This is a genomic window from Bacteroides fragilis, from assembly GCF_019583405.1.
GTDB lineage: Bacteria > Bacteroidota > Bacteroidia > Bacteroidales > Bacteroidaceae > Bacteroides > Bacteroides fragilis_B.
Genome location: NZ_SZUU01000001.1, coordinates 68,663 through 84,281, shown reverse-complemented (window position 1 = coordinate 84,281; position 15,619 = coordinate 68,663). Strand labels below are relative to the sequence as shown.

At 48.0% G+C, this 15,619-nt stretch carries 12 protein-coding genes; 1 reads left to right on the top strand and 11 read right to left on the bottom strand.

The features are described 5' to 3' along the window. Nucleotides 1-26: 26 nt before the first annotated feature. The 4 genes from FDF36_RS00290 to FDF36_RS00275 all read right to left on the bottom strand — a co-directional run bounded on the left by FDF36_RS00290 (nucleotide 27) and on the right by FDF36_RS00275 (nucleotide 4,642). Nucleotides 27-365 (bottom strand): hypothetical protein, encoded by a 339-nt coding sequence (locus tag FDF36_RS00290; protein WP_220389900.1) that lies wholly within the window; start codon nucleotides 363-365, stop codon nucleotides 27-29. A gap of 37 nt (nucleotides 366-402) precedes the next feature. Beyond that, nucleotides 403-876: a GAF domain-containing protein gene (locus FDF36_RS00285; protein WP_220389899.1), complete on the bottom strand. Its 474-nt coding sequence runs from the start codon at nucleotides 874-876 to the stop codon at nucleotides 403-405. A gap of 6 nt (nucleotides 877-882) precedes the next feature. Then, the gene (locus FDF36_RS00280; RefSeq protein WP_220390455.1) at nucleotides 883-2,622 is read right to left on the bottom strand and encodes a bifunctional metallophosphatase/5'-nucleotidase; all 1,740 of its coding nucleotides are present in this window, start codon (nucleotides 2,620-2,622) and stop codon (nucleotides 883-885) included. 106 nt (nucleotides 2,623-2,728) lie between these two features. Beyond that, the gene (locus FDF36_RS00275) at nucleotides 2,729-4,642 is read right to left on the bottom strand and encodes a sensor histidine kinase (protein WP_220390454.1); all 1,914 of its coding nucleotides are present in this window, start codon (nucleotides 4,640-4,642) and stop codon (nucleotides 2,729-2,731) included. Between the two features lie 116 nt (nucleotides 4,643-4,758). Here FDF36_RS00275 and FDF36_RS00270 point away from each other — a divergent pair, with 116 nt between their 5' ends. Continuing rightward, nucleotides 4,759-6,882: a Tex family protein gene (locus FDF36_RS00270; RefSeq protein WP_032539407.1), complete on the top strand. Its 2,124-nt coding sequence runs from the start codon at nucleotides 4,759-4,761 to the stop codon at nucleotides 6,880-6,882. 203 nt (nucleotides 6,883-7,085) lie between these two features. On the opposite strand, the gene FDF36_RS00265 is transcribed toward FDF36_RS00270, so the two are convergent. From FDF36_RS00265 to FDF36_RS00235, 7 genes are all read right to left on the bottom strand, one after another. Further along, a complete protein-coding gene (locus tag FDF36_RS00265) occupies nucleotides 7,086-8,093 on the bottom strand; it encodes a DUF5106 domain-containing protein (protein ID WP_220389898.1) in 1,008 nt (335 codons plus the stop codon). A 21-nt stretch (nucleotides 8,094-8,114) separates the two neighbouring features. After that, nucleotides 8,115-8,480: a DUF4469 domain-containing protein gene (locus FDF36_RS00260; protein WP_220389897.1), complete on the bottom strand. Its 366-nt coding sequence runs from the start codon at nucleotides 8,478-8,480 to the stop codon at nucleotides 8,115-8,117. A gap of 26 nt (nucleotides 8,481-8,506) precedes the next feature. Next, the gene (locus FDF36_RS00255; RefSeq protein ID WP_220390453.1) at nucleotides 8,507-10,480 is read right to left on the bottom strand and encodes a hypothetical protein; all 1,974 of its coding nucleotides are present in this window, start codon (nucleotides 10,478-10,480) and stop codon (nucleotides 8,507-8,509) included. Between the two features lie 147 nt (nucleotides 10,481-10,627). Further along, entirely contained in the window at nucleotides 10,628-11,812 is a 1,185-nt protein-coding gene (locus FDF36_RS00250) for an OmpA family protein (protein ID WP_259281340.1), read from the bottom strand. A 94-nt stretch (nucleotides 11,813-11,906) separates the two neighbouring features. After that, nucleotides 11,907-12,842 (bottom strand): fimbrillin family protein, encoded by a 936-nt coding sequence (locus FDF36_RS00245; protein ID WP_220389896.1) that lies wholly within the window; start codon nucleotides 12,840-12,842, stop codon nucleotides 11,907-11,909. A gap of 74 nt (nucleotides 12,843-12,916) precedes the next feature. Next, nucleotides 12,917-13,987: a fimbrillin family protein gene (locus FDF36_RS00240; protein ID WP_220389895.1), complete on the bottom strand. Its 1,071-nt coding sequence runs from the start codon at nucleotides 13,985-13,987 to the stop codon at nucleotides 12,917-12,919. A gap of 44 nt (nucleotides 13,988-14,031) precedes the next feature. After that, nucleotides 14,032-15,603 carry a fimbrillin family protein gene (locus FDF36_RS00235; protein ID WP_220389894.1) on the bottom strand — a complete coding sequence of 524 codons (1,572 nt, stop codon included), beginning with the start codon at nucleotides 15,601-15,603 and terminating at the stop codon, nucleotides 14,032-14,034. Nucleotides 15,604-15,619: the final 16 nt, after the last annotated feature.

Here is a 15,619-nt window from a genome sequence, read left to right as displayed (position 1 = left end):
ATAGAAAAAAGGGGGATTCCCCATTTTTAAGCTAACTCTGCCGGAGGAGCCCGCAGAGAAATCACCTGTAGATGTGTCCCGGCTGTCACCGGTATACTCTCCGGTATCTCCACAGTGAACAGAATCGGCCGTTCGGGTGTAAAATCATATTGCACATGGGCTTCCAGCGAATGGAATGTAGCAAAATGGGCAATAACAACAATATTAGATGTAGAATGTGAGTGAGTACCTTTATAGGGGTGAGAGTGCGCAATCATTACACCGTTTACGTAATGCACATGGGTAAACATCGTAATGCTCACCTGGTACGTCACGAACAGCGTCAACAACAGAAACGATAATAGAACTCTTTTGATGTATCCCACCTACTATACTCTTATTTTAAGGCGGCAAAGATAGTCATTATTTCGATAAATAGCCGCACATTTCTTCCAGATATTTCCGGTCGGTTTCATCAAAGAAATTCAGGAGATCACTGTCTATGTCTAACACTCCCCATACCCTACCTTCCTTTATCAGTGGAACCACAATTTCCGATCTGGAAAGCGAGCTGCAAGCAATATGTCCCGGGAAAGCTTCCACATCCGGAACCAATTGGGTTTTAGCTTCCTCCCAGGCCGTGCCGCAAACTCCTTTACCTTTTCGAATGCGCGTACAGGCCACCGGTCCCTGAAATGGTCCCAGTACCAGCCGGTCCTGCTTCACCAGATAAAAACCTACCCAGAAAAAGTCAAAAGCCTCCTTCAGGACAGCAGCTACATTAGCCAAATTGGCAACCAGGTCCTCTTCCCCCTCTATCAGAGCCTTTACCTGAGGCAACAAAGAGAGATATTGTTCCTCTTTGCTGCCCGATATAAATGTAAGTTCTTCAGCCATATTCTATTATTTAGTTCCAAACAGATATTCATAATCCCTCTCTGCAGCGGGCTTCACCCACTCTTCGGGAATAAATTTCCACTGGTTCAGCGCACGGGGATTCAGTGTGCCTTTCTTTTCGATATACTGCATTAGATAAAAACGGAGATCTTTATCCGTTGAGAATATGATACGCTCTTTCAGCTTTTCTTGTGGAATTCCCGATCCCTTTGTCAGTAGTTCTCCACCGCCGTTGCCACGGTAAGAGTTCAGTGCTACCTTATATATATGATCCATTCGGAACGGAGCACCGTCTGCCATGCTGACGATGGTCACTTTCTCTCCTTTCGGTTTAGTCACATCCACTGTATAAATGATTCCGGCAGCCGAATCGAAGTTAAAGCTGAAATTCTGGAACGAGGCCCGGTCTTCGGCACCCGCCGTACGTTTCTCCTTCAACCACAGCAAATGATCTTCCGGCGACTTCATCTGATTCGTCCACATATAATAGGATTCCTCCAGAAAATCTTTAATCTCTTTTCCCGATAGCTTCATTACATAAAGCATATTTTCATATTTATACAGGTTGAACATATCGCTCACGCAGATATCTCCTTTCTTTATCTGAGCATCAAACGATAGCGGAGCGGCAAACGAAATGTCTGCCCCCGAGATGTCGAGTTGCAGCGAATGGATAAAATCGATAAACGCCGACGAACCGAAATAGGCCGGACGAGTAGACAGGTCTTCCGTAAACACACCGATTTTCTTCGAAACAAACTTCTCTACCGCACCATATTGCACTGCAAAATGTCTCATAAAGGATTCACTTACACCATATTCTTTTGTATCCGTCAATACCCCGTCTATCTGTTTGCTCACCACTCTACCGTCTTTCAGTTTCAGTGTCACATCAATGTCCGACACTACGATCCCGTTGCTTGCCGGATCAATCACCAGCACGGAGTCACCCGCAACGTTCACTATCTTTTTGCACTCCTTGGCATGGTCATGCCCCATCAGTACCATATCGAATCCCGGCACATTCTTCGCCACATTCAACGATGCATTCTCGTTATACTTACCCGACATCACAAAAGCATCCTGCCCTGCATGAAACAGCCCGATCACCAAATCCGGTTTTTCCTTCTCACGGATCACTTTCATCCACTTCCGTGCTGTCTCCTCCATATCGTCAAATCGCAACCCCTGCCACAGGTTCTCCGACAACCAAGCGGGAATAGCCGGCGTAATCATGCCCAATATCACAATTTTCACCCCGTCACGTTCCAACACTTGATAGGGAGGAAGATGGGTCTTGCCCGTAGCCGTTTCGATAATATTAGCCCCCAGCACCGGAAAGTTACACTCACCGATCCAACGGTCGAATACAGGGCGTCCCGTTTCTACATCATGATTTCCCATGTTTCCGGCATCGTATCCCATAAAGTTCATCATTTCGGCACAGACATGTGGTGTCACTGTATCTATATAATTATAGTAGTAAGCCGAAGGCTGTCCTTGCAGAATATCTCCGTTATCCAGCAAAATAAGGTTCTCTTTATAAACTTCCCTATTCTTCTGCACCAACGCATACACGCGTGCAAGGCTTCCGCCCCACTCTTGCTGAGTGATAAAATTATAAGGGAAGTAATTACCATGTACATCGCTGGTCTGCACAATCTTGAGTTTCACCTCTCTCTCTTGTGCCGGCAATACACATACCAGGCAAAGCAAGAAAGCATAAATACAAATCAATCTTTTCATCATAATAATGTTTTAAATTTGATTCACCACAGAGTCACACAGAGTCTCACTGAGAGGATTTAAATAGAGAATAAACTCTGTGTGACCCTGTGACAGTCTCTTTTTCTTACAACGGATGCGAAACTACAAACCTCGCCCCTCTTTCATAGTCAGGATCAATCCAGATACTGCCACCCCACTTATCTACTGTCAGCTTACAGATAGAGAGTCCCAGTCCGGTACCTTGTGCATACTCGTTCAGCTTCTCAAACCGTTCGAACACCTGTTTCTGTTTCTCCTTCGGAATGCCGCATCCGGTATCCGCCACCGCAAACAACACCCGGTTCTTCTCCTTCTCCACCTCAAACTGCAATGTAATCGTACCATTTTTGGTAAACTTCGCTGCATTCGTCAGCAGATTGATAAGTACCTGCTGCAAACGCTGGATATCCACCTGTAAAACAAAAGATTCGGTTTGGGTTTCAAAAACAAACCGATTACCCGATTCCCGACGCGACATCTCTACCGATGACAACGCCTGCCTGCACAGTTGAACCACGTCACAGTCTTCCGGAGTCAATGTCACTTTGTCCGCCTCAAGCCTCGAAAGGTCAAGTATATCATTAATCAGCCGTAACAACAAATCGGAGTTCGACTGGATAATTCTGAAATAATTCCGCTGATCCTCTTCTGAACTTCCGCCCGAAGCCAGTACATCCGAAAAGCCCACAATCGCGTTCAGTGGTGTCCGTATCTCATGACTCATATTAGCGAGGAAAGCACTTTTCAACCGATTCGATTCTTCCGCCCGATCCTTCGCCTCATACAAATCCGCCTGCGAACGCTCCAGATCGTCTTTCAACCGCTTTGTCCGCAGATAGAAATAGATAGAAACCAGCAATCCCATAACCAAAAGGCACAGAACACCCACTCCACCCCAAATCTGATACCGATATTGCTGATAAAAAGAAGGTGATTCATTGACCAATTTCACTTTCATCGGCAAAGCAGCCACATCAATCTTCTGCTCCTTCACTTTTTTACTATCCAGAAGTGCTTCCGTGCCTACCAACTCCACCTGTAGCGTCGTATCTCCGGGGTTTTCCAAAAACTTGACCGTTTCCCCTGCCAGTTCTTTCCCAAATGTCCGGAAAGCAGGAACTACCCCTCCGACAGCCCAATAGCCCAAACCGATCGAACTTGCTGTAAATGCCGGTATGTCCGGAACTGCTTCCATCATCGAGTACGTGGCATTCCGCATAAAATAACCTTCGTTCTTATCCACCCTCCACGTACCTATCAGTACAACTGTGTGTTTAGGCAGTTTCCGAAGTTCGTCCACAATGGTATAAATAGTGTGTTCGCGTCCATCCAGTAGAATCAGATTTATATCAGGAAACTTTTTCATCTCCCTCCGCACATGCGCCTGCAAAGTGACGCCTCCATAAGTATTGTCCGATATAAAAGCGATATTCTTTGTGTCCGGATAAATGGCCCGGATCATGCGGATATTCGACGCGATATCATAATCATACATAAATCCACCACGAACCTGCCGTTTCAGGTTATCTTCATAAAAATCGGATGATTCCGGCATCCAGTGCACCAGATCTTTTTCATCATCCGGCAGTAACACCACATTCCGGCTGGTCAGTGCGCACATAACGGGTGCCTCTCCTGTTACCGAGTCGTTCAGAGACAAATAAGATGCCCATGCCTCTTGTCCGAACAGAATAATTAGCGCCGGTTCCTGATCTCCCCGATATTTATTTAAAATATCCTTCATCACTCCCTTCCAACGAGGAAAATCGGAGAAGCTTTTACAGTTCATATTTTCAATGACCACTCCCCTTTTACCCCCCAGCCTATCATATTCATCCATAAAGTCGGAAACATTGGCCGAAGTTGGATACGCTCCCGGATTGTATGAACAGATCATAAGGATTGGTTTCTCTCCGGTAGCGGCATATCCCGTCAAGGGACGGCAACAGCTAATAACTATCAGGAGCAAAAAAAGAGTATATTTAAATGATACCGGCATATTCATCTGTTTTAGAGTGTGTGTATCCGTTTTTTATGCCTGCAAAGATACTAAAAGTTGATGGTTATAGTAGATTTATTGCGTACATTTGTCGCTCAATGTCCTAAAAATAGTTTATGGAAATCTTTCACAAAATGATTTCGGCAGCACTCAACCTGCCGGAAAAGCAAATCAGCAATACCCTCAGGTTATTGACCGAGGGGGCTACAATCCCTTTCATCAGCCGCTACCGTAAGGAAATCACCGGCGGACTGGACGAAGTGCAGATAGAAGCCATCAAAACACAGTATGATAAACTCTCCGATCTCGCCAAGCGTAAAGAAACCATTCTTGGCACCATCGGCGAACAGGGCAAACTGACACCCGAATTACAGCAACGCATCGATGCGACCTGGGATGCCACCGCCCTTGAAGACATCTATCTGCCCTACAAGCCTAAACGCAAGACCCGTGCGGAAGCTGCCCGTCAGAAGGGGCTCGAACCCCTTGCCCTACTGATAATGATGCAGCGGGAGAACAACCTCAATACCCGGGTTTCCGCCTTCGTGAAAGGCGATGTCAAAGATGCCGATGATGCCCTGAAAGGCGCCCGCGACATCATTGCCGAGCAGGTTAGCGAAGACGAACGTGCCCGCAATACCGTGCGTAACCTCTTTGCCCGCCAGGCAGTTATCACCGCCAAAGTAGTAAAGGGAAAAGACGAAGAGGCTGCCAAATACCGCGACTATTTCGACTTCTCTTCTCTCTTGAAACGCTGTACTTCACATCGCCTGCTTGCCATCCGCCGTGCCGAAGCCGAAGGACTACTGAAGGTCAGCATTACTCCCGATGACGATGAATGCCTCGAACGGCTTGAACGTCAGTTTGTCCGCAACGCCAACGAATGCGGACGCCATGTATCCGAAGCCGTGCAGGATGCCTACCGCCGCCTGCTGAAACCTTCTATAGAAACCGAGTTTGCCGGTATCAGCAAAGAGCGGGCAGACGATGAGGCCATCCGTGTCTTTGCCGAAAACCTGCGCCAACTGCTTCTTGCTCCACCCTTGGGACAAAAGCGTGTCATGGGTATCGACCCCGGATTCCGTACCGGCTGCAAAGTGGTCTGCCTCGATGCGCAAGGTAATCTGGTACACAACGAAAATATCTACCCGCATCCCCCGGTAGACAAAAAAGCCGAAGCCGCATCCAAACTCCGGAAAATGATAGAAGCCTACAAGATAGAAGCTATCGCCATCGGCAATGGGACTGCCAGCCGTGAGACAGAAGCCTTTGTCACCCACCAGCAGTTCGACCGCCCCGTACAGGTATTTGTTGTCAGCGAGCAGGGTGCTTCCATCTACTCCGCTTCCAAGATAGCCCGCGACGAGTTCCCCGATTATGATGTCACCGTCCGCGGCGCCGTATCCATTGCCCGCCGCCTGATGGACCCGTTGGCAGAATTGGTCAAAATCGATCCCAAATCCATCGGTGTAGGTCAGTACCAACACGACGTAGACCAGACGAAACTAAAGAAATCGCTCGACCAGACTGTGGAGAACTGTGTCAACCAGGTAGGTGTCAACCTCAATACCGCCAGTAGCCATCTGCTCACTTACATCTCCGGACTGGGTCCGCAACTGGCACAAAACATCGTCTCCTACCGTGCCGCCAACGGCGCTTTCTCTTCTCGCAAAGAGCTGATGAAAGTACCCCGGATGGGAGCCAAAGCCTTTGAACAGTGTGCAGGATTTCTTCGCATCGCCGGTGGCGAGAACCCACTGGACAACACTGCGGTACACCCCGAAAGTTATGGTATTGTCAATCAGATGGCAAAGGATCTATCATGTACCGTACCCCAATTAATTGCCGACAAAGCCCTGCGCAACCGTATCGAAATAGAAAAGTATATCACCCCCACCGTAGGGCTCCCCACTCTGAAAGATATTCTCCAAGAGCTCGATAAACCGGGACGTGACCCGCGTGACACAATACAGGTTTTTGAATTCGACCGGAATGTCCGCACCATCAATGACCTCCGCGAAGGCATGGTGCTTCCCGGTATCGTCAGCAATATCACCAATTTCGGCGCTTTCGTGGACATAGGTATCAAGGAAAACGGGCTTGTCCATCTCTCCCAGCTTGCCGACCGATTCATCACCGATCCCACCGAAGTGGTCTCCATCCATCAACATGTCACGGTGAAAGTACTGAGCATTGACTTCGAGCGGAAACGGATACAGTTGACGATGAATATCGAATAATGGCTTCAAATAAAGATTTCACCACAGAGATCACAGAGGACACGGAGTAAATTTAATTCTAACTCTGTGAACACTTTGTCCTCTGTGATGAATAAAACCCCGGTACCTCCTCCAATTAGTTCCTAACAAGAATAAACGACAACCACTGTTGTACATGCCCCTATAGGAAGAGGTAACCGGGGTCAGACAAATTTTCAATATCCTTATTTCTTCTTTTCGTCCCGTGTTGCCAGATAACCGACCAACTGGTCCATCGATGCATCTTTCAGAATCACCCGCTTCCGATGATCCAGCAGATAAAGGCTCGGTGTGGCACGAATATCATAGAGCTGCCGATTACGAATATCCCCCACCTTGTTCCAGCCCACAATCCATCCTTGCGGCATGTGCGATGCCCCAACCAGCCACTCTTCCTCGTTCTCGTCCGGATAAACAGCCAGCACGCACAGCGTACCCTGCTTTACCATTTCCACAAAAGCGGGCATCTCTGCGAGGAGCTTCTCATACTCCTGACAGTTCGAACAGTCCGGATCATAGAAGAATAGTAATGTATACTCCGCCTTCAATCCACTCATCCGCCCGCCCTTGCCCTTCGGGGTAACGTATGCAAAGTCCGCCGCCTTCATCCCCGGACGGTTTTTGTGCGCCTGTTTCAATCGGTCCGCCGGGCGAGCTTTCTCTAACTCGGTCAATTGTCCGGACCCCACCATCTGCTTCAGCACAGCAATGTAATAATCTTCATTGCGCATCGGCGAGTTCGGCTCATAGAGGTACTTCTCACCCAGCAAGCAGAAACGCCGGTACGCTGTGCTATCGGCCTCCATCCTCACCATCATGGCATGCAACGCTCCCAAACTCGCCTCCGGCGCAGCATACTTCAGCGCATCGATGAAGTCGACATATAGTTGCTCCGTATCCTCGCTGTTCACCCATGTCGTGTCACCCGTCAGGTAGCTGTCCCAATAATGCTTCACGTAATAAGCCGCCCGATCCGCCGGCTCAGTCATCATCTGCGGTATCTCCGGTCGCGTGTAATGTATCGTATGCACTGAGTCCTTCACCGCAGATCCGATTACAGACTCTATTCTCGCCTCTTCCTGTTCTTCCGTCTCCGAGCAAGCTTTCACCAACACCACGCCAAGACAAACCACCACCAGCGCCATCAGCACCACCGTCGAGACAAACGCCGCCAGATTCTTCCTTATATTCATTTTGCTTATGTTTATCGTTCTTCATTTTTTCCATCTTCCCCTCACCATCCACAGCGCAGGCAGCACATACACCTCTCCTTTGCCCTCCTTCAGCCGCACCGCAGGCCGATACTTCCCCGGCTTTAGTTCCGGGATGGCCACAATCACCTTCTTATCCGAATATGTATACACAAGTTTGATTTCGATCACCTCCACCGGTTTCTTCTGCGCCACCAGGCACAATCTGCAATCCTCCTGATAGCGACTGAAATTAGATCCCAAAACCACCACCGGTGCCATCGGTGTGATCGTTCCGTCTCTCTTCCCGCTCAGCGGATCATATATCGCTGTAATCTCCGGAATATCCACGCCCCTCCGTATCTCTTCAATCTTCCTTATTTCTATCATACTCTTCAAAGTTTATCATTAATCATTCATCGTTCATCATTGAAAATGCTTCTCACCGGAAACCCATACTTCTTCATATCGTGCATCAAGTACATCTGCCGGCTGGGTTCTACGCAAAGCGAATAGCCATATACCGGACTTTGACTACTCCCCGTCCAGTAACGATGACCGTGCGGAACCACAATCCGGCAGCCGTTGATATGGCTCCGGTGTCCGCACAGCGGCAGGTATACTGGTACTCCGTCGTCACTTAGAAGGCAGATATTCGTCCGGTCCTCCTCCCGTTGAAGCTCCATCGGAGCAGCGGGACTGTTCATCAGTGCCTCCATTTCAATACGCGATGGTAGCCTCCACCCCTCAGGTGAAGGGTCCAACTCATTAATCCGTGCAGGACTCTCTGCCGTGCCATCGTACCAACTGCCGCGACAGGGCATAAAATTCTCATCCCATCGATCGGTAGGACAGCCAAACTGAAAATACGTACCCTGATTAAGTGTGGTATCCACTTCCAACCCCAACGGGATGGCTACCTGTGCTAATTTCCCGCCTGCCGCCAGATTACGGTCCAGCCAATATTTACCCCGAATACGTACGTATCCACCTTGATAAATAAGGATATCGCGTACCACGCCCGTATCATTCACCAACGAGAGCACCGTGTGACGCGCTGCCGGAAATCCACCACGTACCCGGTATCCTGCATTAGAATGTACCTTCACCGTGAACCGTCCGTCATAATGTCCCTGCAACAGTTCAGGTTCGCTCACCTCCACCCAGGCCGCCGCCTCATCGCTCACGATACGCCACGACTGGTTACTGTCCACACACACACTATATGTCCTCACCTCCTCCCTGTAACCCGGTGGCATCTCTATCACCCCGCTATGTCGTGCACAAGGATCTTCCGGCGGATACTCTATATAATAATCAAAGCAGACACCCTGCATCAATAACAGATCTGTCGTCTGGCTGAAAGGATATGTCCCCGTCTCGAGTGTCAGTACCAGCGAGCGCGAACGCACACTGGCAGGTTTCGCTTCAAGGTGCACTTTCAAGTTCTGGCTTCCTTTCTGTTGCAGGCCTACGGGCGGATAGACCGAATACCAACATCCACCGTCGTTAGCGTTAACACTCTTCACGCACCAGCATGCCTGTTCGTTGTCAGGGATAACGGTTAGTGTCACCGCCTCGTTCTTCCGCCCGGTACTGACGTAGAGCCGGCGGCTGACCGTCAACGTGGGATGAATGCCCATCACTTGCTGACGCACCTTGAGCAAATGTACTCTCTCATCGTTCCCTATCTCAATGGCTGCCTCCCGTTCCACGGCAGAAAAGTTTGTACGAAACTGCATCAACAGCCGGTCCCCCTCACGGCGCACGGCAAGCCAGTTGTCCGGTTCACCTTCTGCATAATGCACGCTTCCCGTATGCCATGGTTCGCTACACCCCTTCAACTCCACCGGGAGATCCTTTGCCATTGCGTCCGTAATCACTTCTGCCGGAAGCAATGCATTCAGTGTGGCAGAATCGACCTTTTCATTTTCCTCGTCTGTTTCCGTACCGGCAACTATCAACTCCAACGATGCGCCATGAATAATCTCCTGCAGTCCCGTTTCAGCAATACAGATGCCGGCATGACCGGCAAACAGGCGGGACACATCATCACGATGATGTATTCCGCTCAGACAGAGCGCATGGGGTGTAAACAGCACACAGAAGTTCAGCATTCCTTCCTGTACAGTGCAACGCAGCCGCCATCTTTTTCTCCGTTTCAGTACATCCGCCTCAGGATACTTGCGCACCAGATATCCTCGTCGGTCAAAGACCAACAAGACCGCTCTCCGAGACTCTTCCGACAAATAATCCATTCGCTTCAGAATCAGATTCACCGGCCATTCACGAGCGAGATGCACTTTTCGGTTCACCCGCCAATACTTCACGGCATTGTATGTCATCCCCGAAGCGATAAACGCCATTGTTGCTATTTCCGCTATATCCATAACTTTCGTCAGTTTGTGTTTTCCATTTTTCTTTTCACCACAGATTACACAGATTTTCATAGATTCTTTATTCATACTTTACTAAACGAAACCACACGAAGAGAAAAAAACGACTCCGTGTGAATCTGTATATTCTGTGGTGAGCCTTTACTTACTTTGCACGAAGCGCAGTGCCCTCCCTGCCGACACGCTTCCTCCTGCCTGTGCCAGGCTCAGGTAAACTTCCGCCTTTCCCCGGTCACCTTCAAGCAGACAAAGAATACCCATGTTACACCCGGCTTCAGGCAGGGTGGCAAAGCGTTGCAGATATCTCCGGGCACGCTCCGTATCGCGACGCAACAAGGCTACTCCGGCAGCGTTGATGCACGCCACCGGACTGTCCGGATAAAGACGTCCCGCCAAGTCCATCAAGTCATTGAATTCAGCCGAACCTACGGCATGTGCTTCTGCCAAGCGGCAGAAGTCCGCCACCGAGAATGCTTCCGGTTTGCCCGAAGTAACAACCGACACCCCTTCTGTCATGCCTATCAATGGCTGTGCCGCCAAACTTCTGTCTACGTAGCTTACCTCGTAGTCGATGCGACGTAACTTCCCGAAGAAAGCTGACGACAAATAGTGATAGGCAGTCCCACCCGCCAAATCCATCAGCATTCGTTCGCGCCCGTCCACCACATCCACTGTACGGATAATGTCGAGTACAGACTCTTTGAATGCCATCTCCGACCCAACTATCAGATCGGTCAGTCCTTTCCAATCCTCCGCTATCCAGTTCACCTCAAAAGGCACTGTTCCGAAGCTTTTCTCCCGCCGTATATAATCTTTCAATGCCAGTGCGCGTTGTAAGCCCAGACGTTCGTTTGCCCGATAGTCACCGTCCGGAGCCGTATAACCTGTCAAACGAATACCTTCCAGACTCACACCCGGTGTTTCTTTAAGCGGACGTGTCACAGCCAAAAGTTTGTAAACAGCTTCTACAAAGTTACGCTCATCATACTTCGTCTTCTGCCCACGACTGTAATCCAGCACGATGCTGCCACGCACTGTCTGCCGTACCTCCTCAACCTTCGGTGCCTCCGTAGCCGAAGGCGACAAAAAGCCTACCCACGAGAGCAGCATGCTGTCCGTAGGCAGATCAACCTTCACCTCGCATACGGACAAAGGGCGTACCGAGGTGGACTTTCGAGTACCTACCGGGGTTATTTTCTGTCGTACCTTTTGTTTGTTATTCACTGCCGACACCGTTTTTTTTTCCGGCGAGTCGGCACCGGCCTTCGCTCCTGCCATTCCCGGAAGCAACAGCAGACACAAGACCATGCTCAGTTCTCTTTTCATCTTATCTATCTAAAATCAATTTATTAAAAGGTGTGGATAGCCCGTATAAACCTCACACTTAGCGAGCCTCTCCCATCATTTATTATCAGTCATTTTAAACCACACTTGGAGTATTATTCTGAATGGTAGTATTATCCGTCGCATACCCATTGTCGATTACATTCGCACTCGGAACAATCTGCACATCATTGATTGTCAATGTAACATGATAGTATCCTCCTGCATTCAATGCACTGCCAAACGCAGTAACCGTAACCGTACGGACTTCACCATCTACCGTTACCGAAATGGTCAATTTACTATCGGTCAAAGGTTGCGGAGGAAGTAAATATTCATAAACCCGGTTCCCGGATGCAATTTCTACATTCGGATTGTATACATATCCCCCCACCACAGGAGTCCCTCCGGTAATCGCGCCGGTAGTTATATCGACTTGCCGCTGAAGATAAAAATTGGTTGAATTATTCTTCAACACTATGTTTTCGATTTTACATTTACGGCCTGACATCACATTCGTCCCTCGGACAAACGTAAGTTTCAACCGGGCATACGCATGTTTCATATTAATAAATTGCACTGCTTTATGATCATTATTTATCACCGATGATCCATCAATAGCCGCAGCGGTACCGTAACACACATCTTTAGCTACGTCATAAATCTGGGTAACCAAAGTCGCAGTCGTCGTGTTATCGACAAATGATACAGACTGATAAGGATAATATGCGTACAGCCCCACCGGACGGTGATCCACCAGTATCTCTGTGAATGCGGTCCAACCAGCCGCACTGTAAGTATAGGGGGCATCATACTGAGGTGGATATCCGTTAGCGTTCGTACGGAAAAGACCCAATTTATAAGTAGCAGTACTGATGACTCCGCGTGTGGACACTCTCGTACTCAAAGAAGCTTCCGTGACCCCGATAGGCACTTGTCTATCGGTTGGGATAGGTCCTTCTTCCTCCTTCCCGCAGGAGAAAAAGAGAAATAGACTCAATGAAAGCAAACAACATTCTAATACTTGTTTCATAGAACATACAATTTATCGTTTAACACATCTTACACACAATCCGCACATGGCAATAAAAAACATATTATTAATTTTCATGACCAAAAACAGTTTAAAACAGAATTTGTATGTATAGTAGCCTCACCTATCAAGTCTCCCGAAGCAGTGGTTGGCGCAGCAGGCCAGTCAACAGTAGAAACTCCATTCGCCCCAATGACGATTCCATGCGCCCCCTGTACGGTGATCTCAATCGAGTATTTTTTCCCGGCTTCCAATCGAGACAAATTAGTAAGCGGAATCCCCAATGTATATACGTCACCATCTACTGTAAGGTCTACTTTCATGCCACAGTCAGCTACTCCCAGAATGGTTCCGATCGATTTTAATGTGCAAGGCGCGATAAGAAAGCCCACCTCTACATAATTAGTTTCCAGTTCCGGAATCGTTTCGTTCACCTTCTCAGCGATTCCCGGCTCCGGAGTGGCTTCAGAGGCGGCATAAGTTCCGTTTGTAATATTCAGAGTAGTGTATGTCAACACATTGGATACTTTTATTTTAGACAGCTTAGCATCTTTGGTGTACTTATGTCTGTTGACCCGAAAAACGACCCAACTATAAGCATGCTCCATATTTAAAAAAGAAATATCTACAGGAGTTTTACTTCCTACAGGCTGTGCAAAACTGGTCTCATTGATTGTCCCGGTTCCCCGCCCATAGCACAAATCTTTCTCAGCCGAATACAGTTTTGACTTTAGAGGGATGGCTGTCCGATCCGTATAGTCCAATCCGTTTTCCTTATCGGCATGATAAGGATAGATTGCCCAAAGATTTGCATATACTCCTTCAGCCAGTGACACTGTGTTTTCATCGTCAATCGGGGTCCACGTTCCTGATCGCTTGGTATATTTACAATTATTCCTATCCGAATATTTCCGGCTGTTACCTGCATTCTTCACCACATCATCGGTCAGAAAAACCCCGATGGAGTCTCCGTCACTTAATGCGGCACGAGTATTGACCTTATGCGGTTCGACTACACTCACGCTATTGATAGTGCAAGATACGGTGGCATCATCGGGTATACCATCCATACTGTCATCCTGGCTGCAGGCGACCAAAACCAGTAGCAAACACCAAATCCTGATCAGATCATTTAAATTATCCATTATTCTTTTTTTTACAACATTACACTTCAGCATTTTCTAAATTTTCATCTTTTGACGCATCTTATCGGGAACGCATCCCAATACCAATAATAGTTATTCTTAACAGCATAGCTCTGATTAAACTCCAGATAATAGCAACGCTGATTATTGGCACCCGTACTGCTTCTGTAATACCCCGTTTCAGTCCAATAGTTTACATTATTTTTACCTCTGTTTCCCATTGCAGGCAGAAAAACCTTATCACCGCCAAAAAATCCTCCCTTCTTACCATCCATATTTCCAGACCTATATCCACTATTTCCCAGATTCTGTAACTGGTTGGCAGTCGGAGTACACCATGTTCCTCGGGGAGCTACCTGATAGCAAGGATCATTATTGGAAGAAAAAGAGCTTCCTCCATACGTATTATTACTGGAAGAGAGAGTATTCCAGCCAAAAAAAGATCCACCTTCTGTACCACCGTGATAACCACTTTGTGAAGACTCAAAATAAAAATTACTCCCACTCCTGTAAACATTCCCTTTCGCCCACGTAGCTCCTCCCACAGTAATACCGTTACCGGTTATCCTAACAGTTATCTTATAATTACCTCCTGCCGCAAATTGACGCCCGGAGACATTAACCGTCACTCGGTTGTTGTATTGTATATTACCAATTCTCAAAGTCGTGAGCTTAATGGTTAACGTACGGCTGCTCTGAGGCAGCACCTTATATACATTGCTATGAACCGTAGCCGCATTCAAGCTGCTCCACGAAAAGTTTACAGCCCCCCCTGTACCGCCTGTTGAAAGGGCTGTCTGACCGGCATTCCAGGTTATGTTATTGCTATTCAGGTTGGATACAGTAGCTGCACATTGTTGAACCGTATTATTAGAAAAGTCATTGGCCGTGACAGCCAGTTGGAGCAAAGCGCACTGACGCGTAAAGTTGATTCCTCCCAATGTAAACTCTCCTTTATTATCGGGAGCTACTACAACTCCTTCTTTCCGCCAAAGCATAAAATCCTGATTGTGCGAAACGGTTGTAGACCAATTACCGGACAGCATCGCCGGTGCACTATTCAGTCCATAAGAATAGCACACAAAAGTATATGTGCCCGGCCCCAATATCCATTGTCCGGCACTATTGACAGGAGTAGCTGTCTTGGCTACAATAGCCGCGACTCCCGAACCATTTGTCTTGTAAACAGCTGTCCCCGCATAATTAGCGGCAGACGAAGCATTTGTTCTGTAAGCCACTACACGAAACTGTACATTACCCAAGTTGGCACGGGTCGACACAATATTCTCTAATGGAATTGATTCCACTGTTGTCTCCACATCATATCCGGTATCATAAGTAGAATCCAAAGGCTGTACCAAGCGAGCAACAGTTTCTCCTGAACGCGTCACCACCCCTCCGTAAAATTGATCAACCCCGTCCACACTCAACTGTATCGGAATCATCCGGCTTTCATCCACAGCGGGTTGTTCTTCATCCGGAACCGATGGATAAAACGTATCACTATCCTGGCTGCACCCCATTGCGAAAATAGAAAGCGACAGGCTCAAACAAACCGTTTCCATGTACCGTCTTGTTCCGCCATTTACTTTTAGTTTATCTTTCAGTTGTATCATCTTTATTCTCCGTTTA